The sequence below is a fragment of the Porphyrobacter sp. ULC335 genome (assembly GCF_025917005.1).
GTDB lineage: Bacteria > Pseudomonadota > Alphaproteobacteria > Sphingomonadales > Sphingomonadaceae > Erythrobacter.
Window position 1 is genome coordinate 2,153,553 of sequence record NZ_CP078091.1, and the last position, 20,183, is coordinate 2,173,735.

General features: G+C 63.4%; 16 protein-coding genes. 10 read left to right on the plus strand and 6 right to left on the minus strand.

What is annotated here, in order from left to right; genetic code table 11:
* Positions 1-65 precede the first annotated feature (65 nt).
* The 3 genes from KVF90_RS10260 to KVF90_RS10270 form a co-directional block, all read right to left on the minus strand.
* Positions 66-731, minus strand: coding sequence for a class I SAM-dependent methyltransferase (locus KVF90_RS10260; protein WP_264391485.1), 666 nt, complete (start codon positions 729-731; stop codon positions 66-68).
* Positions 731-1,945 (minus strand): DUF3419 family protein, encoded by a 1,215-nt coding sequence (locus KVF90_RS10265; protein ID WP_264391486.1) that lies wholly within the window; start codon positions 1,943-1,945, stop codon positions 731-733. Before KVF90_RS10265 ends, KVF90_RS10260 begins: the two co-directional genes overlap by 1 nt.
* Positions 1,946-2,023: 78 nt before the next feature.
* A complete protein-coding gene (locus tag KVF90_RS10270; RefSeq protein ID WP_264391487.1) occupies positions 2,024-2,986 on the minus strand; it encodes a threonine/serine dehydratase in 963 nt (320 codons plus the stop codon).
* A gap of 63 nt (positions 2,987-3,049) precedes the next feature.
* On the opposite strand from KVF90_RS10270, the gene KVF90_RS10275 reads away from it, so the two are divergent.
* The 5 genes from KVF90_RS10275 (at position 3,050) to KVF90_RS10295 (ending at position 7,451) form a co-directional block, all read left to right on the plus strand.
* A complete protein-coding gene (locus KVF90_RS10275) occupies positions 3,050-4,276 on the plus strand; it encodes a saccharopine dehydrogenase family protein (protein ID WP_264391488.1) in 1,227 nt (408 codons plus the stop codon).
* Between the two features lie 24 nt (positions 4,277-4,300).
* A complete protein-coding gene (locus KVF90_RS10280; protein ID WP_264391489.1) occupies positions 4,301-4,711 on the plus strand; it encodes a GxxExxY protein in 411 nt (136 codons plus the stop codon).
* Positions 4,712-4,798: 87 nt separating this feature from the next.
* A complete protein-coding gene (locus KVF90_RS10285) occupies positions 4,799-5,728 on the plus strand; it encodes a peptidyl-alpha-hydroxyglycine alpha-amidating lyase family protein (RefSeq protein ID WP_264391490.1) in 930 nt (309 codons plus the stop codon).
* A 2-nt stretch (positions 5,729-5,730) separates the two neighbouring features.
* Complete coding sequence (locus KVF90_RS10290) at positions 5,731-6,924, plus strand: carboxynorspermidine decarboxylase (protein ID WP_264391491.1); 1,194 nt, start codon at positions 5,731-5,733, stop codon at positions 6,922-6,924.
* Between the two features lie 23 nt (positions 6,925-6,947).
* Positions 6,948-7,451, plus strand: coding sequence for a YbjN domain-containing protein (locus KVF90_RS10295; protein ID WP_264391492.1), 504 nt, complete (start codon positions 6,948-6,950; stop codon positions 7,449-7,451).
* Between the two features lie 3 nt (positions 7,452-7,454).
* Here KVF90_RS10295 and KVF90_RS10300 read toward each other — a convergent pair whose 3' ends face one another.
* Positions 7,455-8,438 (minus strand): DUF3137 domain-containing protein, encoded by a 984-nt coding sequence (locus tag KVF90_RS10300; protein ID WP_264391493.1) that lies wholly within the window; start codon positions 8,436-8,438, stop codon positions 7,455-7,457.
* A 67-nt stretch (positions 8,439-8,505) separates the two neighbouring features.
* Between KVF90_RS10300 and KVF90_RS10305 the strand changes: the two genes are divergently transcribed.
* From KVF90_RS10305 to KVF90_RS10325, 5 genes are all read left to right on the plus strand, one after another.
* Positions 8,506-9,060 carry a LemA family protein gene (locus KVF90_RS10305; RefSeq protein ID WP_264391494.1) on the plus strand — a complete coding sequence of 185 codons (555 nt, stop codon included), beginning with the start codon at positions 8,506-8,508 and terminating at the stop codon, positions 9,058-9,060.
* 214 nt (positions 9,061-9,274) lie between these two features.
* A complete protein-coding gene (locus KVF90_RS10310) occupies positions 9,275-10,480 on the plus strand; it encodes a type III PLP-dependent enzyme (protein WP_264391495.1) in 1,206 nt (401 codons plus the stop codon).
* A 369-nt stretch (positions 10,481-10,849) separates the two neighbouring features.
* Positions 10,850-15,100: a molybdopterin cofactor-binding domain-containing protein gene (locus KVF90_RS10315; RefSeq protein WP_264391496.1), complete on the plus strand. Its 4,251-nt coding sequence runs from the start codon at positions 10,850-10,852 to the stop codon at positions 15,098-15,100.
* 70 nt (positions 15,101-15,170) lie between these two features.
* Positions 15,171-16,541 (plus strand): hypothetical protein, encoded by a 1,371-nt coding sequence (locus KVF90_RS10320; RefSeq protein WP_264391497.1) that lies wholly within the window; start codon positions 15,171-15,173, stop codon positions 16,539-16,541.
* A 32-nt stretch (positions 16,542-16,573) separates the two neighbouring features.
* The gene (locus KVF90_RS10325) at positions 16,574-18,283 is read left to right on the plus strand and encodes a multicopper oxidase family protein (protein ID WP_264391498.1); all 1,710 of its coding nucleotides are present in this window, start codon (positions 16,574-16,576) and stop codon (positions 18,281-18,283) included.
* Positions 18,284-18,355: 72 nt separating this feature from the next.
* Here the strand turns inward: KVF90_RS10325 and KVF90_RS10330 are convergent, their stop codons facing one another.
* Both KVF90_RS10330 and KVF90_RS10335 read right to left on the minus strand, forming a co-directional pair.
* Positions 18,356-18,874 (minus strand): pyridoxamine 5'-phosphate oxidase family protein, encoded by a 519-nt coding sequence (locus KVF90_RS10330; protein ID WP_264391499.1) that lies wholly within the window; start codon positions 18,872-18,874, stop codon positions 18,356-18,358.
* Positions 18,875-18,930: 56 nt separating this feature from the next.
* On the minus strand, positions 18,931-20,112 hold the full coding sequence (locus tag KVF90_RS10335) for an acetyl-CoA C-acyltransferase (RefSeq protein WP_264391500.1): 1,182 nt from the start codon (positions 20,110-20,112) through the stop codon (positions 18,931-18,933).
* Positions 20,113-20,183: the final 71 nt, after the last annotated feature.

Here is a 20,183-nt window from a genome sequence, read left to right on the forward strand (position 1 = left end):
TATTCGAGCGCGCCCCATACGCGCTTTCCGCAAATTTGGCGCGTCAAAAGTGAGGGGCGCGGAAATCAGGCCCCTGACGGCGCTTTCAGCACATGAAGCTGGTAGTACCCGAGCGGTCCGCGCCGGCTTTCCAGATAGAGTCCCCGAGCAGCCGCAATTTCCGCCGCGACGGCGGGCAGGGCGGCCCTTGGTTCCACGTGAAACTTGGCTAACCACCCCCTAAGCAGGGTCTGGAGGGGGCCTGACAGCCCTTGAAGGTCGCCAAAATCGACCACGTGCAACGATCCGCCTGCCGCCAGCTGGCCCGCAGCGTGATCGAGCGCGCCTTCCCAATCGGGGATCATCGACAGCGAGTAGGACAGAACAATCCGCTCGAAGGCCGGTTCGCCGAGCAGCGTTGCAGGATCGAAAGCACAGGCATCGCCTTCGCCCAGCCGAGCCTCACTCCCCAGCGCGGCGCGCGCGCTTTTGAGCATCTCAGCCGAGATATCGAGGCCGTAAAGCCGCACCCCCGGCCACGCCTTGGCCACCTTGGCGAGGTTGCGCCCCGTCCCGCAGGCAACTTCCAGCACCCGCATCCCCGGCTGCGCGGCGAGGCTCGCGATCAGCGTGTCCCGCCCGAACAGGTAATATTTGCGGGTGAAGTCATAGATATGGCGCTGACCGCGATAGACTTCGTCCATCAGCGCGGCGTGGGAGGGGGGCGCCCCAAAGCTACTACGGCTCGCCATCACGCCAGCTCGTAAACATGCACGCCGCCATAGATCGACGAGCGATCGCGGCGGGTCAGATCGGCGGAGAGCGCGTCGAGATAGCGCCACTTTGACAGGATCGCATCATCCAGCCGTCCAGTGAGCAGGCTCGGCTCGGCAGCGGTGCGGAACAGCACCCGCGCGCCGGGGCGGCTGGCGCGGGTGATCTTGCTCCACAGGTCATCGAGCTGCGCATTGTTCATCCAGTCCTGCGCGTCGAGCAGCACGAAGCGGTCCATGCTGGCTTCCTCGCGTGCGCCGATCCAGTCGACCATATTGGCGCGGGTCACCTCCAAACGGCCCACCCGCTCCTTCATCGCTTCCCAATTGGCGCGCTGGAGATAGGGCGGCAGCGGCGCGCTTTCGGAGCGGTCATAGCCGCGCCCGAAGGCCTGCCACGCAAAGTAATTGTCCTTGACCGCGAAATCGCAGGCGAGCTTTTCCAGCCGCCGCCGCAGCACCTCGGCCATGCGTTCATCGCCCGCGAGGTGTTCGAACTGCGCAGGCGGAATGCCGAGACCGAACAGCGAGACGGGCTGATCGGTCAGCCAGCGGATGAACTTCTTTTCGAACACCGGCGCCAGCTCACGCTCGAAGACTTCGCGCTGCTCCTCAAGCGTGGATGCTTCCAGCACCTTCGACAGGTCGATCTTGTAAAGCCTGGCAAAAATATGCGCCAAGCCGATGAAATTGCCGAGCAATCCCTTCCGGTAAATGCCGCGCGTGAAGTAGGAGATACGCCGCCGCCCGCGAATGTCGCGCTTTTCCCAATAGGCACGGCTGACCAGATCGAGATGCGGGGCGATCATCTCGTGATAGACCGCCGCGTTTTCCTTGTGATCGGCGTGCGCGAAGAAGCGGTGGAAGCGCTCGTAATTGGGCAGGTGCTTGATCGCGGCAATCTTCAAGCGTCCCAGCGCCACGTGCGCGTGGTTGAGATCGACCGCGGTCACGCTTTCGGGATTGGCGGTGAGATAGGACAGCGCGTTGCAGCTGCCGCTGGCGATGCACATGATGCGGCTGTCGGGCTGGATGTCGAGGCCTTCCATATCGACGTCCGGATCTTCCCAGATCTGCGCATAGACAAGGCCCTTGAAAGCGAGGGCAAAGGCCTTGTCGAGCAGCTTGTCGCCGACCTTTGCGTCTTTGCGGACCACCGCATCCTCGATGATCCGCTTCGCCTGAGTTGCCATGGTCTGCCTGTGTCCTTTCGTAAGGTCAGGCGCGGCCATATGTCGCCAGCGTGTCGGCTATATGACGCTTTCCACAGACTAGACGCCGCCCGCGATCGTCGCGGCATAGGCGGCGGGGTCGGCATTGCCGCCGGTGAGCATGATCACCGTGTCCGCATCGACCGGCACCTTGCCCGCCAGCGCCGCTGCCAGCGCCGCAGCGCCGCCGGGTTCGACCACCAATCGCAGCTGGGTAAAGGCAAAACGCTGCGCCGCGCGGACCTCATCATCGGTGACGGTCACGCCCGGCTCGGCGCGGCCTTGCAGCAGGCCGAGGTTGAGCGCCTTGGTGACGTTGGGTTGCAGCGCATCGCAGATGGTCTTGGGCGCATCGGGCGCGGCGTGGACGAGTTCGCCCTTGGCCATGGCCTGCCCGACCATGTCCCAGCCGACCGGCTCCACAGGGTGCACCGCGCTGTCCGGCGCGCCGAGGCCGAGGCCTGCGGTCAACCCGCCGCCGCCGCAGCAGGCGATGATGCGCGAAGGCGCGCGGCCCAGCTGCGCGGCGATTTCGATGGCGGCGCTACCCTGTCCTTCGATCACCCACGGATCGCCGAACGCATGGACCAGCGTGCCGCCACGCTCGGCAATGAGGTTCGCGGCGACGGCATCGCGGTCCTCGCCGGGGCGCTGGTACAGCACAACCTCTGCGCCCAGCGCCTTGGTGTTATCCAGCTTCACCTGCGGCGCATCATGCGGCATTACGATGGTCGCCCGAATGCCAAGCCGCCGCGCGCTCCAAGCAACGCCTTGCGCATGGTTGCCCGATGACACCGCAACCACGCCGCCCGCGCGTTCCTCGGGAGTAAGCGATGATAGCCGCCACCACGCGCCTCTGATCTTGAAGGAGCCGATGGGTTGCAGGTTATCCGCCTTCACCCACGCCCGCACGCCGCCGATTTCGACCGGCAGCAGCGGGGTAGAGGGCAGGATCGCCGCCACGGCCTCCGCCGCAGCGCGCACGCCTTCAGTAGTCGGCATTCTGACATCAGCTTGGATCATTTGTCCCCTTTGGCGCATTGGAGTAGGGCGCACGCAAGATTCGCATAACGAAAGGTTCCTAACATGTCGGCAGCCAAATCCAGCACCGTTCTCGTCATCGGTGCTGGCGGAGTCAGTTCGGTGTGCGTCCACAAGATGGCGTTCAATCCGGACATCTTCCCCGAAATCCACCTCGCCAGCCGCACCAAGTCGAAATGCGACGCGATTGCCGCGTCGGTGAAGGAGCGCTGCGGTCGCGATATCGCGACTTACGAGATCGATGCCGAAGAAGTCCCGGCGATGGTCAACCTGATCCGCAAGACCGGCGCGGGCCTCGTCGTGAACCTTGCGCTGCCCTATCAGGATTTGCCGATCATGGACGCCTGCTTGGAAGCGGGCGTCGATTACCTCGACACCGCGAACTACGAGCCCAAGGACGAGGCCAAGTTCGAGTATCACTGGCAGTGGGCCTATCAGGACCGCTACAAGAATGCCGGCCTGATGGCGCTGCTGGGTTCGGGTTTCGATCCGGGCGTGACCAGCGTCTTCACTATGTGGCTCAAGAAGCACAAGCTGAAGACCATCCGCCAGCTCGACATCCTCGATTGCAACGGCGGCGATCACGGCCAGCACTTCGCCACCAACTTCAACCCGGAAATCAACATCCGCGAAGTGACCGCTCCGGCGCGCCACTGGGAGAACGGCGACTGGGTCGAAACCCCTGCCATGTCGAACAAGGTCGCCTTCGACTTCGAAGCGGTGGGCCCGAAGAACATGTACCTGATGTATCACGAGGAGCTGGAAAGCCTCGCCAAGTTCGTCCCCGAGCTGGAGCGCGCGCGTTTCTGGATGACCTTCGGCGATCAGTACATCACCCACCTCACCGTGCTGCAGAACGTCGGCATGACCAGCATCGAGCCGGTGCGCTATCAGGGCAAGGACATCATCCCGCTGCAATTCCTCGCGGCGGTGCTGCCCAAGCCCGAAACGCTGGGCGAGACCACCAAGGGCAACACCAATATCGGCGTGATCGCCACCGGCGAGGCGCTGGACGGCAGCGGCGAGAAGACGTTCTACATCAAGAATATCTGCTCGCACGAAGCGGCTTACGAGGAGACCGGCAATCAGGCGGTCAGCTACACCACCGGCGTGCCCGCGATGATCGGCGCGGCGATGATGGTGCGCGGCGACTGGCAGGGCGAGGGCGTGTTCAACATCGAACAGCTCGATCCCGATCCCTTCATGGACATGCTGAACAAGCACGGGTTGCCGTGGACGGTGGAGGAAATGGCCGGACCGGTGAGCTTCTGAGGAATAGCACGCGAAGATGCGAAGATGTTGTACCCGGACGAACTGGAAGATCTTGCCCGCATCTGCGTTGACTGTGGGTTCCAGATTCACACCCAGATCGGTCCGGGTTTGCTTGAGTCCGCCTACGAGGCGCTGATGGCCGAAGCACTGCGACAGTCAGGGCTTGCCGTGAAGCGCCAGGTGCCTGTGCCGCTCGTGTATAAGGGCGTTGTCGTCGACAACGCCTTCAAGATCGATCTGCTGGTAGAGGAAAGCCTGATCATCGAACTCAAGTCGGTTGAAAAGATCGCACCGGTCCATGGCAAGCAAGTCATGACATATTTGCGCCTCACCGACCTCAGGCTTGGCCTTCTGATGAACTTCGGGCAGGCGTTGTTCAAGGACGGGGTCAGGCGCGTCGTCAACGACCACCGCGGCGGCCGATATGGTGACTGACATCTTCGCGTCTTCGCGTGAAACAAGGAAGTGTCGGCGATGATCTGTGCCTGTTGGAAGCGATTTCGCGTTCTTGCCGCTGGGGTCTTGCTGTCGCTCTCCGCCTGCGACACCGCACCGCCGCCGCGCGAGGATGTGCCGCCTTTGGCCGTCGATACCGGCTGGCCAACCATTCCGGCGGGCGCCAAGTTCGGCGAAGTCAGCGCGGTTGATGTCGATGCCCAAGGCAACGTGTGGGTGCTCCACCGCGCCGGGCGGGTGTGGGAGGAGCCATTCCCCACCGCGCCGATCGCGGAACCCACCGTGTTCAAGTTTGCGCCGGACGGCACCTTGCTCGCCAAGTGGGGGGCGGGGCTGTTTATCATGCCGCACGGCCTCTCGATCGACGCAGCCGGCAAGGTGTGGATCACCGACGTCGCGCATGAACAGGTGTTCCGCTTCAGCCCGGATGGCGTGCAAGAGCTGGTCATCGGCGAGCGGGGCGTGACCCGTCAGGATGCGGGCCATTTCGGCCGCCCTGCTGACGTCGCGTTTCTGGGAGACCGCGTGCTGGTCGCCGATGGCTACGTCAACACGCGCATCGCCGAGTTCTCGCCGGAGGGCAGGTTTGTCCGTGATTGGGGTGACTTCGATGTCGCCCATGCTGTCGCGGTGGATGACAAGCACATCTACGTCGCCGACCGCGAGAACGCGCGGATCCAGGTGTTCGATCATGACGCCAAGCTGATCGAGACCCGCGCATCGCCATCCGGCAATCACACCTACAGCCTCAAGCCCTTGGGCGGCGGGCGTCTGCTCGCTGTCGAGGGGCGTGACGGGGCCGACCGGAAGGGCGCGGTGCTGCGGGTCTATGCCGCTGACGGCAGCATCGCAGCCTCCTACGACATCAGCCTGCCGGGCAAGGACGCGAGCCTCGGCCACGACCTTGCGCTGGGGGCGGACGGCCATATCTATGTCACCGACGTTGCCGGCGGACGCGTTGTCCGCACCCGGCTCCCGCAGAAATCGGACAAGTAATCATGCAAACCAAAGCTGGTGATCCGGGCGCCTTCGCCCATTTCGATCTGTCGCGTGTCGATAGCCCCGCCTTCGTGGTCGATGCGGCAAAGCTGCGCGCCAATTGCCGGGTGCTGGCGGACGTGCGCGATGCTGCGGCAGCCGACGGGGCGGACATCAAGGTGTTTGCCGCGCTGAAGGCGTTTTCCATGTGGTCGGCCGCGCCGATCATCGGCGAATATCTCGACGGGGTTTCGACCTCGGGCCTGTGGGAAGCGCGCCTCGCCTCCGAGTTCTACGATGGCGAGATCGCGACCTATTCCGCCGCCTTCAAGCCCGAGGAGCTGGAGGAGATCTGCCGCCTCTCCGACCACGTGATCTTCAATTCGCCCTTCCAGCACGAGCGCGCTCGGCTGATCCTCGATCACGCGGCGGCCAATGGCGCAGCCGTTAGCGTCGGCCTGCGCATCAATCCTCAAGTGCCCACCGGCGAAGTCGCCAAGTATGACCCCAGCGCCCCCGGATCGCGCCTCGGCTTCCCGCTCGACCAGCTGACCGAGGAGCACATGGAGGGCGTCGAAGGCATCCACTTCCACAACCTGTGCGAACAGGATTTCGAACCGCTCAAGGCGACGTGGGACCGCGTGTTCGACGTGATCGAGCCCTATTTCGACCAGCTCAAGTGGATCAACATGGGCGGCGGCCACCACATTACCCGCGCCGATTACCAGCGCGAGGAACTGGTGGAGTTCCTGAAGGACGCCGCCGAGGATACCGGCTGCCAGATCATCCTTGAACCGGGTGAGGCGGTTGCGCTGGATGCGGGCATTCTCGTCGGCACACTGCTCGATACGATGTTCAACGAGGTGCCGGTCGGCATCACCGATATCAGCGCGACCTGCCACATGCCCGATGTGCTGGAGGCGCCCTATCGCCCGGCGATGCTCGGCGAAATCGCGGACGAGGGCATGATCCCGATCCGTCTCGGCGGGCCTTCGTGCCTCGCGGGTGATGTGATCGGCGATTACCGCTTGCCGGTGCCAGCCGAACCCGGCGCGCGTTTCGCATTCCTCGACCAGGCGCATTACTCGATGGTCAAGACCAACACCTTCAACGGGGTCGCGCTGCCTTCGATCTGGATGTGGGATTCCGAAACCGATGCGCTCGACTGTATCAAACGCTTCGATTACGCCGATTTCAGGGACCGCCTGAGCTGAGGCGGATCGGAAGGGGGAAAGACATGACATTGCGATCCGCTGCGCTGCTTGGCGCATTGGCGCTGGCCGGGTTTGCCGCGCCAGCCTCGGCCCAGGCCTACAGGGCCGACGAGATAAAGAAATCCGTCAATCAGGCCGATCTGGAAACGATCATCGGTGCAATCGGACACACGGTCATCGAGCGGGGGACCGCTCCGGAAGTCTATGCGTTGGCCCAGACCGACACCGGGTTCATGTATTTCCTGCAGGGTTCGGCGTGCGAAATGAACAATGTGCCCGGGTGTCAGGGGATCATGATGCAAGCCCGTTTTGACCTGCCCGCGTCGACCACCCTTGAAACCCTGTCCAAAGCCAATCTTCTGCAACCCGTGTTCAACACTTCGGCCGATTTCGACGCGAAGACGCTGGTATTCACCCGCTATCAGGTGCTCGATCACGGGGTGACAATGGCCAATATCCGCGAAAACGTGGTGGTGCTGCTGAGCCTCATTCAAGAGACCTTCCCGATCGCCGCAGGCGAGCAATAGGGCTTACAATTCGCCTGCCTGCTCCGGGTTGGCTTCCAGCACCCGCCCGCGCTCGTTCTGGTTGATCGCCAGCGCGAGCCCCGCCAGCGCGCCGAACTGACGGGCGGCGCGTTCCACATTCTCGCGGTCGGCGCTCGCATCCATGCCGCCGCTTTCGAACAGGTCGCCGGCCTCGACCGCGATGACAACCTCGCCGCGGGTGAACAGCGCGCGCAGTTCCCGCGCTTCGAAGGCGCTTTCCAGCTTCAGCAAGTGTTCGACATAGGAAGGGTGGACCAGCACCCGCGCCTCGACCTGATCGTCGCTGTAAAGTGCGAAAGTCTCGCCAAAGGCAGGGTGCACCTGATCGACCCGGTCAAGCCGGTGCCCGTCAAAGCTGACATGGTCGCTCGCCCCGCCAAGGCCCATCCACTTGCGATGCTTGCCAGCGCGTTCGAGCAGGGTGGTGGAGTGGAAGCTGCGGCCAAAGCCCATATGGATCACCGGGCCGCGGAACACCGTGACCCAGCGGCGGTTCTTGCCCGACCCGCGCTGTTCTTCGAGATGGGCTTCGTAGAGATTGAATTCATGCCCTTCGAGCGTGCCGTACCAGCGGTCCTCGAAACCGGACCGGTCAAAGCTTGGGACAAGGCCATAGGTGCGCGCGGCGCCAAATTCGCCGCCCGGCTCGACCTCGCTGATGTAGCTCAGGCCATATGTGGCCGCGATGGCGGAATTGATCCCGGATTTGATGGCCTGCGTGGCGGCAGCAATCGGCTGGTATCCCCACCATCCGGCCCCCAACATCCCGCCGATGGATACGATCATGGCGACGGGAGTCTGCGCCAGCGGGCTGAACCAGATGAAGGCGAGCAGTGGCATCAGGATCGCCGCGCCCCAGACCCAGCGCGACGTAGCCTGCTTCTTTGCGCCCTGGCGCATCTCGTCCTGACCGGCGAGCCAGTCCTCCAGCCCACCTGCCATCAGGCTTTCAATCGGCTTGCGCATTGCCTCTCCCGCGCGATTCTTTAACCTGTGTCAGCACAATTGGGCACGTCAGGTAAAGGGGATGAGAATGAAATTGGCTCTTGTGATGGCAATTGTCGTCGTTGTCGGGTTGGTGCTGGTCATCAGCATCTACAACAAACTGGTCGGTCTGCGGCAGGGTGTGCGGCAGGGCGTGGCGGATATCGACGCGCAGTTGCGCCAGCGCCATGATCTGATCCCCAATCTGGTCGAGACGGTGAAAGGCTATGCCGGGCACGAATCGGCGACCCTCGAAGCAGTGATCGCCGCACGCAAGGCCGCAGCCTCCGGCGCGCCGTCATCGGGTAGCGAGCAGCAGTTGCGCGGTGCGCTCGATAACCTGCTGGCGCTGGGCGAAGCCTATCCCGATCTCAAGGCGTCCGCGAACTTCCAGTCGCTCCAGAGCGAGCTTGCCGATGTGGAGGACAAGCTGGCCGCGGCACGCCGTGCGCTCAACGCCGCTGCCGCCCGCTTCAATGCGGCGCGCGAATCCTTCCCTGCGGTGCTGTTCGCCAATGCGCTCGGATTCACGGAAGCGGACTTCCACCGGCTCGATGCGAGCGAGCAGGGCACTGTCGATCAGGTGCCCAGGATCAACTTCTGACGCGGAGAAAAACCGGGAATTTCCGTCACATTCCGGTCGTGTTGGTGGGGGTGTCTCAAAAAAGAAATATTCCGGCGCGTCGGGGTCCATTTTTCGTTTGCATTCCCCCCCCAAAGCCCTAGATGCGCGCTTCCGCTGCCCCAAGGGGACTTCCAAACCGCAAGGCAGCTTGTCGTTTTATGGTTTTCAAAAACCGTTTTGGGGGTCCCTTGAGTTGCACATTTATCCCGACGCACTGGCTGTAGTCCGCGACCTTCGTCCGGACGAACCCGTCATCCTCAACCGCCCGCATGCCGCGCGGCGCGCCGCCCGTTACTTCGTCGAGAAGTTTCCGGGTAAGGTGCTCTATGCGGTGAAAGCCAATCCGGCTGCCGATCTTATCAGCGTGCTGTGGGAAGCGGGCGTGACGCATTACGACGTAGCCTCGATCACCGAAGTGCGGCTGGTTCGCGGCATTCTCCCGCAGGCGGTGCTGTGTTTCATGCACCCGGTAAAGACCCCGGCGGCGATCAGCGAAGCCTATTTCCAGCACGGCGTGCGCACCTTCAGCCTCGATTCCGTCGAGGAGCTGGAGAAGATCATCGACGCCTGCCGCAACCCCGAAACGGGTGAGGCACCGCGCGATCTGCGCCTGTGCGTGCGGCTGCGCGTGTCGAGCGAGTATTCGGAACTGTCGCTCGCATCGAAGTTCGGTTGCGACCTGATCGAAGCGCCTGCGCTGCTTCAGGAAGCCCGCCAGCATTGCGACTGGCTGGGCGTGTGCTTCCACGTCGGCAGCCAGGCGATGACCCCGTTCGCCTTCGTTCAGGCATTGGACCGCACCCGTGCGGCGATTGCCGAGGCGTCGGTGGTGATCGACATGATCGACGTGGGCGGGGGCTTCCCGAGCGCCTATCCGGGCCTCGAACCGCCGCCGATGGAAGATTACTTCGCGATCATCGCCAAGCACTTCGAAGCGCTGCCGATCGCCTACAACGCCGAACTGTGGTGCGAACCCGGCCGTGCGCTGTCGGCCGAGTACAGCTCGATGATCGTGCAGGTGAACAAGCGCCGCGGCGAAGAGCTTTACATCAACGACGGCGCTTACGGCGCGCTGTATGATGCGGCCCACGTCGCATGGCGCTTCCCGGTGCGTGCACTCGAGGATGACCTGATCGAGGACGAGGAAGACTTCGCCTTCTACGGCCCGACTTGCGACGATGCCGACTACATGAAGGGCCCGTTCCGTCTCCCCGCCGACATTCAGGCGGGCGACTATATCGAGATCGGGATGCTCGGCGCTTACGGCGCAGCGATGAAGACCGGCTTCAACGGCTATGGCAATGCCCAGGTCGTGACCGTGTCGGACGAGCCGATGATGAGCCTGTTCAACGGCACCCGCGTGCGCGAAGCGACCGACAACGTGGTGAGCCTGCGCTGATCCAAAGGCCGCCGCTCCGCTGAAAGGGCGGGGCGGCGGGTTTGGTCTGCTTGCCGCTCCCGTCTGCCGGGCGGCACCTCCTGATCGCCGACGGTCAGCTTTTCGCTGCAAGCCTAAACCCAGCTAACGATGAAGCGCGGACCTGCGGTCCGGCATGGCCAATTCGCCGCCTTTGCTGCCCGATAGCAAGGCCGTTAGGCGCTCGACTAACTCTATTCGAAGTAGAGGCAAATTACCTCGGATTCGGACAAATAAATCTGCAATCCGGTACTTCAGAAAAAAGCAGTGTTGACTTTGTTGTGACTCAAGGCAGTCTTGCCCGCACTTGGGCGGCCGCTAATTCGGCCGCTTTTTGAGGGGGTTGCGGGCATGGGGACGGCGATTGAGTCACGCGAGTATCGAGCGTCCACGGCGCCATCAACCAGCGGTATCCGCTTCTTTGTAAACGGGCGCGAATGGCGGATTGACCGGCCGGACCCGCGCGCGCTGCTGGTTGACTGGCTGCGCTCTCCTGCCGTCGGCTTGACGGGGACCAAGATCGGCTGCGGGCAGGGAGGCTGCGGCCTGTGCACGGTAATGCTCTCTCGCTGGGATCCGGGCACCGGCAAGGTGATCCACGAATCCGTCAATTCGTGCCTGCGGCCGCTTTGCTCTATCGACGGCATGGCGATCACCACGACCGAGGGTGCCGGAACAGTCGAGACCGGGCTGAACCCGGTGCAGCACCGGATCGCCATCGATAACGGCTCGCAATGCGGGTATTGCACGCCGGGCTGGGTGATGACGATGACGGCCTACCTGGCCGCGAACCCTGACCGCAAACCAAGCCAGCTTGAAATCGAGCAACTGTTCGATGGCAACCTGTGCCGCTGCACCGGCTATCGCCCCATTCTTTACGCCATGCGCCATTTCGCTGCGGACTGGACGCCGGCGGACGAGCAGGGTTCGATGACGTGCCTCGCCGATCCCGAAGCCCCGGTGACCGATACGATCACCGCGCCCACTCCGCCCGCCATCAACAAGGCGCCGCTGACGATCGTCGGCGATGGCTGCGTCTGGTATCGCCCGGTCGATCTGTCGGGGTTGCTGGAACTGCTGTTAGAGCTGGATCCCGACGATACGATGCTGGTCAATGGCAACAGCTCGATCGGCATCTACGACCGTTACTCTGGAGAGCGTCCCGGCCAGCTGGTCGACATCTCGCGCCTTGCGGAATTGCGCCATTTCGCGGCCTTGCCGGACAGCTTGCAGCTGGGCGCCGGTGCAACCTATGCGGATTTGCTGGCCTTCCTGGACAAGCTTCCGGCGAGCCAGCGCGACAATCCGACCGTCGCGGCACTGCGTTATCTGGCGGAGCGTACGGCCGGTCATATCGTCCGCAATGTCGCGAGCCTTGCCGGCAACATGATGCTGGTTGCCCGTCATGTGACGCACGGCGTGCCCTTTCCTTCCGACCTGTTTACCGCACTGTGCGCGGCCGGGGCCGAAGTGGAATTTGCGGTGCCGGGCAGCGGCACCCGGCGTTTGCCGGTGCTGGACTTCGCGGCGCAATGGTCGGGCGATGCGGGGCTGCACCGCGCGGTGCTGCTCGCCTACCACGTGCCGCTCGCCAACGCGGATGAATATGTCCAGACCTACAAGGTCGCCCTGCGTGAAGTGAATGCCCATTCGATCGTCAATGCCGGTATGCGGGTGCGCTTCGACGAACAGGGCGTCGTCACCGACTGTGCGATCGTTCTGGGCGGGATCGGCCCGATCGCCTTTCATGCCGTGCAGGCCGAAAAAGCACTGACCGGTCAGCGCTGGACCACGGCGACTCTCGCGAATGCGCTCGCAGGCCTGCGCTCCGACATTGACGGGCAACTGGCCACATGGGCGGGCCGGATGGCGGCCCTGCCCGATGAAGGGTTTAGCGACATCTATCGCCGCCACCTTGGCGAATCCTACCTGTACAAGTTCTTCGTCGAGGTTGCCGAGGCGACCAAGGCTCTGCCCGTTGCGCCGGTCATTGCCTCTGCCGGAAAACGCCCGGTCCGCCCGCTGAGCCGCGGGCAGCAATTCGTGCCGCCCAGCATTGATCCACCGCCGGTCGGATTACCGTTGGTCAAGCAGGATGCGTTCCTGCAAGCGAGCGGCGAGGCGGTCTATACTCAGGACATTCCCTTGCCGCCGCGCGGCCTTGAAAGCGCGCTGGTGTTGTCCGACCGGGCCACGGGCGCGTTCTTCTTCCATCTCCCTGACGAGCCGGGCACGCCGATGACGGGGGCGGCCCTGTCGCAATGGCTGGCGGAGAACCTGCCGGGGGTCGAAAGGCTGGTCACAGCGGCCGACGTTCCGGCCGGGGAGAATGACCGCGTTCCTGTGCAGGTCGTCAAAGAGACTGGCGTGGTCGATCCGATCTTCGCCGAAGCCCGCGTGGAATGGTACGGACAGCCGATCGGCTTGCTGCTGGCCGAAACCCTGACGCAGGCGATTGACGCTGCCCATTTCGTGCGCACCCGCTGCGTCGCCTACACCAATGTCACCGCGCCGCTGCTGAGCATCGCCGCCGCGCGGGACAAGGGCAAAGAATTCATCGACACCACGGTGGGGGGCTACAACCACATTCTGGCAATCGAACGGCCCAATTCGCAACTGGGCTGGAAGGGAACCAGCGGGCCGGTAACGCTTGATGGCGCCGAATGCGTGGTCGTCAACGGCAAGCAGGCGGTTGGCAGCCAGGCCCATTTCTACATGGAGACCCAGTCGGCTGTGGCCTTGCCCGGTGAATGGGGGCGGATGCAGATATACAGCTCGACCCAGAGCCCCGACACGGTCCAGAGTTTCGCGGCGAGCATGCTCGGCAGCAATATGGGCAAGGTCGATGTGCTCGTGAAGCGGGTTGGCGGCGGCTATGGCGGCAAGACCACCCGCCCGCCCTTTATTGCCGCGCCTGTGGCTCTGGCAGCGGCGCTGACCAAACGCGCGGTGCGGCTGGCGGTGCGCCGTGAGGAGGACATGGAAGCCCTCGGCCGCCGCCATGCCTATGAAGGCAATTACAGCCTCGCAGTCGCGACGGGCCAAACGGGTTCGGAGCCGCGCGGCCGCATTCTCGGGGCCGATTTCACATTCTGGTCCAATGGCGGGGCAACCTATGATTGCTCCTTCGTCGTATCGGACTGCGTCCAGATGCGGATCGACAGCGCCTATATGGTGCCCAACTGGCGGACCGAGGGGCATGTCGCGCGGACCAATATGGCGACCTCCACGGCGTTCCGGTCGATGGGGTTGATCCAGGGCGTGATCGTGCTCGAAGACGCCATCGCCGCCGCCGCCCATTCGCTGGGAATGCTCGCGGAGGACCTGCGCGAGGTCAATCTCTACAAGCCGGGTGACGAGACCGTGGTCGGAACCGTGCTGGACATCTGCTATATGCAACAGGTCTGGCAATATCTGCGCAAGAACGCCGATTTCGATGCGCGCGCCAAAGCGGTCAAGGCGTTCAACGACGCCAATCGCTGGCGCAAGCGGGGGATCGCCATGATCCCGGTGCAATACGGCGCGGGCTATAACGCCACCTTCCTCGAACAGGGCGGCGCACTTGTTGAAGTGTTCGCTGAAGATGCCTCGATCCTGATCCATCAGGGCGGGGTGGAGATTGGTCAAGGTTTGGCAGTCAAGATTGCGCAGGTCGCGGCGCAGACGCTCAATGTGCCTCTGGGCCTCGTGACCATCGCCGACACCGATCTGGGTGTGGTGCCCAATCCGGTTTCGACCGGCGCATCGACCGGCACGGGCTTCAACGCCGAAGCGGTGCGCGCCGCCTGCCTCGACCTGCGGGGGCGGCTGGAAGTCTATGCCGAGGACGTGCGCGAAAAGAACGGCGACGAGTGGTGCAAGAAGCACAAGATCGATTACTGGAACTACCCGGCAGAAGGCTGGCAGGCGAAGCCCGATGGCAAGACAACCATCTGGGCCAATCTGGTCGGCATGGCCCATGGCGACCGGTTCAATCTTTCGGCGCAGGTGCGGGTTGCCATCGCGGGCGGCGGAAATCCCGCCAAGAACCTGCAGTTCGCCTCGGACAATACAGCCGAGCAGGGGGTGGACCAGTTCACAGGCTATACCTTCTCGGCGGGCTGTGCCGAAGTCGAGATCGATGTGCTGACCGGCGAGACCACGGTGCTGCGCGCCGACCTTTGCTATGACATTGGCGACAGTCTCAATCCGGCGGTCGATATCGGCCAGGTCGAAGGCGCCTTCGTGCAGGGGCTTGGCTATGTCCTGACCGAAGAGCTGGTGACCCAGCCTGACGGGGCGCGCGCCGGGCGGCTCAACAGCAACAACACCTGGGGTTACAAGATCCCGGCCACGACCACGATCCCGCTGGAAATGAATGTCGGGTTCTTCCCGCGCGCCGACCTGAACCTGCCGCGCCAGATCGACGTGGTGCTGGGGTCGAAAGAGGTGGGCGAGCCGCCGCTGGTGCTGGCGGCCACCGTGTTCGGCGCCGTGAAGAACGCGATTGCCGCAGCCCGCGCCGATCGCGGCCACACGGAATGGTTCAGGACTGACGGACCGCTGACTGTCCAGCGCGTGCGCGAAGCATGTCTGGTGGAGGCCGCGGATCTGCTTGTCTGACAGGGATTATCACACTGCAACTTTGGGGATGGAGGGGACGATGACAATGCGATCAGTTTCAAGGTCAGCCATGGCAATCCTGACGGCGGGCGCTTGCCTCCTCACGACGAGTTGTCAGCAAGTCGGGCCGGATGCCGCCGGTTTCGATCCGGCCGCCGCTGCCTTCCGCGACGCGATATCCGCACCGCCGCCGGGTTACTCCGGGCCGGTTTTCGAACTCTCGCACGATTACCCCGCGCAAAAGCCCGACTGCGAAGCACCGTGGCTTAAACGCAACGTGTCCTTCACCGATCCCAATGCGGACTGGAACCAGTGGCGCGACTATATCGGCGATATCGTGGATTATGTCTGGAAGGGTCAGGATCCCAACCTGCCCGACCAGATCGGCTGGCAGAGCAAGGTGGGCAGCGAGACGCGCTGGTTCCATGTTCCGTGGATGGCCTATGATGGCGAACGGGGACGGGAGTTCGCCCACGGGCTGACCAACGAATTGTCGACGGCGGAATCGACCTTCCGCAACGGCGGTCGCGGCAGCGGCAAGCACACCCTGGTGGGGGCAACCAAGCAGGATGGAGTAGACCCGCTGTTCGAGACCTGGTCGGTCGGCATGTACAATCCGTGCGGCGCCTGGTCGATCGGTCAGGCCATCGCGAAAAACGGCGTGCCGCAGATGACCAAGGATGCGTCGGACCGCGATCTTGTCAACGGGATGCCCTTTGCGCCGGGAACGGTGGTGATCAAAATACTCAACACCACTGCCGATGCCTCGTCCGTGCCCTTCCTCAAGGGCTCGACCAGCTGGACCGCCGATGCCCACGTGCAGGAGTCCGCCGTCAAATATAGTCAATGCGAGCGGAAGGTGCGCAAGGTGCATCTGGTGCAGATGGACATCGCAGTGGTCGATCCGCGCTCGCCGACGCGGTGGGTCTATTCGACCCTCGTCTATGACGGCAACCTGCCGGGCAAGACCGTGCGGTCGCGGATGGTGCCGCTGGGCGTGCAATTCGGCAGCGATCCGCAGACCTATCCGGCGGTCGCGCGCGAAGACAGCAAACCGCTCTGGCAATCGATCCACGCACCCGTGGGCGTGCCAGAACATTATGGCTGCGAAGGCCGGTTGGCCGGGGCGGTCGATCAGGCCAATTCCAGCTGCGTGTCCTGCCACATGGCCGCCTATGCGGCGCCCGTGGGAACAGTCGGCAAGCCGGGCCAGAACATCCCGAACCCCTTTGGCCTGCCATCGCCCGGGCTTTGCCTGGCAGCGGATGCCGGCAACAAGACCTATTTCTCGAACTACAAGTACCCCGACAAGTATCCTGACGGCAAATATGACAGCGCGCTGCCGCTCGATAGCTCGCTGCAGCTTCAGGTCGCCTTCAACGAATATGCGACCGCGTTGAACCCACCAGCCAAACCGGCCTGTCCGCCCGCGGGCAAATGACCGTCCAACCGATCTTTGAGGGGAGCTGATCCATGCCTGCAACCACACGCCGTAGCTTCATGACCAAGACGGCGACCCTTGCCGCGCTTGCTCCGGTGCTCGCCAGTACGGCCAAAACGGCAAGCGCACAGGTTGCGGGCCGCAAGCTGGTGCTTGAAACCCGCGACATGGACATGGTCGTCGATGGCATCACGTGCCGGGTGAGGGCCTATAATGGCCAGGTGCCCGGTCCGCCGATCCGGACTCGGCCCGGTGAGAAGATGACGATTACCCTCAAGAACGGCCTCGCCCCGGTCAGCAGTGAAGGATGGAACGGCGATCACAATGTGCCGCACGGCCTGGGCGATACCAACCTGCATTTCCATGGGCTCGACGTGCGTCCGCACCTGTTCGAACCCTTGGGCACGCTGGATCCGCTGGCAAAGATGATTGCGATCAAGCCGGGCGATTCCCTCGATTACCCGCTTGAAATCCCCCTCGATCATCCGCCCGGCCTCTATTGGTACCATCCGCACAAGCATGGCGCGACGGCGGTTCAGGCGGCCTCCGGGATGGCCGGGCCGATCATCATCTCGGGGCCGATCGACGAGGTGCCGGAAATCAAGGCGGCCAAGGAGATCCTGCTGGTGGTGCAGGATCTCGGCCTGTTCCCGGATGACGGGCATTCATGGTCCTATGCCCCGCAGCAGAATGCCATGTGGCAGACCTTCGCGCAGGAAGAGGTGACGATCTACGATCCTTACACCGGCAAGCCCAATCCCCAGCCGCAGCTGAGGCAGGGCTTCACCACCGGCGACTATGCGCGGCGATATTTCCTGCTCAACGGTAAGCCCTTCTTCCTCGAAACCCACGATCCGGCGAACTCCAAGTGCCCCCCGGTTGCCAAGGGTAAGCAGCCCGCCCAGTGCCCCATTGGCAAGCAGTTGCCGGTGGAGCGCTATGAACTGGTGCCCGGGCAAGTCGTGCGCTTCCGCATGCTCAATGGCTGTACCGACAACATGATGCCGATCACTGTCGATGGCCATGACATGCACCTGCTGGCGATGGACGGCCGCAATTTCCCTCGGGTCCAGACCATCCCGAAGAGCACGTCGTCGCAGGTGACACTGGCCCCGGCTAACCGTGCCGAGTTCCTGATCAAGGCCGGGAAGCCCGGCAAATACGCGATCCGGCAACTGCCCCAGAACGAGCAATTCCTGTATAGCGACGGCAAGGTCATTGCCGAAATCGTCGTCAAGGACGCGCCGCCCGTCGACATGAAACTGCCGACCGACCTGCCTGTCATCTCGCGCTATTATCCGCTGATCAGACCCGAACAGGTCAAGCGCCGGCGCAATTTCGTGCTGACCGAAGCCTTTCCCGCCGTGCTCAACCCCTATGTCGGTGGCGATTTCCTGATCAACAACATGCAATATGGCGAACAGGAGGTGCCAACCGTCGTCCGGATCGGCGATGTCGAGGAATGGAATCTGAGCGTTCCCGACAATGGCGGCAGCGAAGGGCACCCGTTCCACATTCATGTGAATGGCTTCGAGGTGATCTCGATTGGCGGAGTCGCGCAACCGCCCGGGTTGATCCTGGACACGGTCTGGCTGCCCGCCGGCAAACCCGTAGTGGTGCGCACGGTATTCAAGGAGTTCGCCGGCAAGGCCGTCTATCACTGCCACATCCTGCCGCATGAAGACACGGGCATGATGCAGAATTTCCTGATCCTGCCCGAGGGCGGCCATCATCATGGCTAGCGGTCTCTCGCCCACGAAAAACGGCGCGGAAGTTGCCTCCCGCGCCGTCATTGTCAGCTTAGGCGCCGGTGGCTAAAGCTTCACCTCGGCCACCTTGTCCTTGTAATCCTTCTTCGGATCGATCCCGACCAGCATCTTGATCCCTGCCACCAGCGAGGAGGCGTCGATCCAGATTTCGGCATCCTCAGCATCGAGGCGGATCAGCGCGATCTTGGGATCGTCCTTGCCTTCGTACCAGGCCGCGACGAAGCGGTTCCACAGCCGGTCGGTCGTCGCGCGGTCGCGCGTGGTCGACAGGTTGCCGTGGACGGTTGCCCACAGGTCATGCCCCTTGGACGCAAAATGCGCCATCGCGCGCGGCTGTTCGCCTGCGAGTTCGCCCTGCTGGACCGACCGGTAAAGGCTGCTGTCAACCGAGGTGAAGAACCACAGCGGGCCGCTGTATTCTCCATCCTTGTAAAGCTCGTCCTCGAGCTGTGCTGTCATCGGACGGGCGTGGCCGTCCTCGCCCTCGGCCATGCCGAGGAACATCGTCATATCGCTTTTCAGCGCTTTCCAGAACTTGGCACGGATTTCCGCGTCGGTCGCCATGTGTGTCTCCTTGAGTGGAGATCGGACTAGCGCCGACGCGGAGGAATTGTTCCGTATTAGAAGACCTCGAAGAGACCAGCCGCCCCCATGCCGCCACCAACGCACATGGTAACGACGACATACTTCGCGCCGCGGCGCTTGCCTTCGATCAGCGCGTGGCCGGTGCAGCGCGCGCCGGTCATGCCGTAGGGGTGGCCGATCGAGATCGACCCGCCGTTGACGTTGAGGATGTCGTTATCAATGCCTAGCGTGTCGCGGCAGTAGAGCACCTGAACCGCGAAGGCCTCGTTGAGCTCCCACAGCCCGATGTCGTCCATCTTGAGGCCGGTCTGCTTGAGCAGTTTGGGGATGGCGAAGACCGGGCCGATGCCCATCTCGTCAGGCTCGGTCCCGGCGACCGCCATGCCGACATAGCGGCCGAGCGGCTGGAGGCCCTTCTGTTCGGCCAGCTTGGCTTCCATCAGCACGCTGGCCGACGAACCGTCCGAAAGCTGCGAAGCGTTGCCCGCGGTGATGCACATGCCCGGGCCCATCACCGGCTGGAGGCTTTGCAGGCCTTCGAGCGTGGTTTCGGGGCGGTTGCCTTCATCCTTGGTCAGCGTGAATTCGCGCTGCGAGACTTCCTTCGTTTCCTTGTCCATCACATTCATGGTGGTGGTGACGGGAACGATTTCCGCATCGAACTTGCCAGCGGCCTGCGCGGCAGCGGTGCGCATCTGCGACTGGTAGGCATATTCGTCCTGCGCATCGCGGCTGATGTTGTACCGCTTGGCCACCGTCTCGGCGGTTTGCAGCATCGGCATGTAGACATTGCCGTGCATGGCGAGCAGCGACTTGTCCATGGCGACGCGCATTTCCGGCGTCTGCACCATCGAGATGGAATCCTGACCGCCGCCGACGACGATATCCATGTTGTCGACGATGATCTGCTTCGCCGCGGTCGAAATCGCCATCAGGCCCGAGGAGCACTGGCGGTCGATGGTCTGGCCGCTGACGCCTACCGGGCAGCCGGCGCGCAGCGCGACCTGGCGGGCGATGTTGCCAGCCTGAGTGCCTTGCGTGAGGACCGCGCCCCACACCACGTCGTCAATCGCACCGGCTTCGATCCCGGCGCGTTCGATCGCGGGGGCAAGGCTCAGCGCGCCGAGGGTGGCGCCGGGGGTGGCGTTGAAAGCGCCCTTGTAAGCGCGACCGATGGGGGTGCGGGCGGTGGAAACGATAACGGCGTCACGTGCCATGATGGGGGTATCCTTTATCCTGAGCCCCAACCGTCATCCCGGCGAAGGCCGGGACCCAGTGACGGTGAGGG

What these genes read in the sequence shown, in the direction of transcription:
- KVF90_RS10260 (WP_264391485.1), bottom strand. Translation starts at nt 731, where the DNA reads ATGGCGAGCCGTAGTAGCTTTGGGGCGCCCCCCTCCCACGCCGCGCTG.
- KVF90_RS10265 (WP_264391486.1), bottom strand. Translation starts at nt 1,945, where the DNA reads ATGGCAACTCAGGCGAAGCGGATCATCGAGGATGCGGTGGTCCGCAAA.
- KVF90_RS10270 (WP_264391487.1), bottom strand. Translation starts at nt 2,986, where the DNA reads ATGATCCAAGCTGATGTCAGAATGCCGACTACTGAAGGCGTGCGCGCT.
- KVF90_RS10275 (WP_264391488.1), top strand. Translation starts at nt 3,050, where the DNA reads ATGTCGGCAGCCAAATCCAGCACCGTTCTCGTCATCGGTGCTGGCGGA.
- KVF90_RS10280 (WP_264391489.1), top strand. Translation starts at nt 4,301, where the DNA reads ATGTTGTACCCGGACGAACTGGAAGATCTTGCCCGCATCTGCGTTGAC.
- KVF90_RS10290 (WP_264391491.1), top strand. Translation starts at nt 5,731, where the DNA reads ATGCAAACCAAAGCTGGTGATCCGGGCGCCTTCGCCCATTTCGATCTG.
- KVF90_RS10295 (WP_264391492.1), top strand. Translation starts at nt 6,948, where the DNA reads ATGACATTGCGATCCGCTGCGCTGCTTGGCGCATTGGCGCTGGCCGGG.
- KVF90_RS10300 (WP_264391493.1), bottom strand. Translation starts at nt 8,438, where the DNA reads ATGCGCAAGCCGATTGAAAGCCTGATGGCAGGTGGGCTGGAGGACTGG.
- KVF90_RS10305 (WP_264391494.1), top strand. Translation starts at nt 8,506, where the DNA reads ATGAAATTGGCTCTTGTGATGGCAATTGTCGTCGTTGTCGGGTTGGTG.
- KVF90_RS10315 (WP_264391496.1), top strand. Translation starts at nt 10,850, where the DNA reads ATGGGGACGGCGATTGAGTCACGCGAGTATCGAGCGTCCACGGCGCCA.
- KVF90_RS10320 (WP_264391497.1), top strand. Translation starts at nt 15,171, where the DNA reads ATGGCAATCCTGACGGCGGGCGCTTGCCTCCTCACGACGAGTTGTCAG.
- KVF90_RS10325 (WP_264391498.1), top strand. Translation starts at nt 16,574, where the DNA reads ATGCCTGCAACCACACGCCGTAGCTTCATGACCAAGACGGCGACCCTT.
- KVF90_RS10330 (WP_264391499.1), bottom strand. Translation starts at nt 18,874, where the DNA reads ATGGCGACCGACGCGGAAATCCGTGCCAAGTTCTGGAAAGCGCTGAAA.
- KVF90_RS10335 (WP_264391500.1), bottom strand. Translation starts at nt 20,112, where the DNA reads ATGGCACGTGACGCCGTTATCGTTTCCACCGCCCGCACCCCCATCGGT.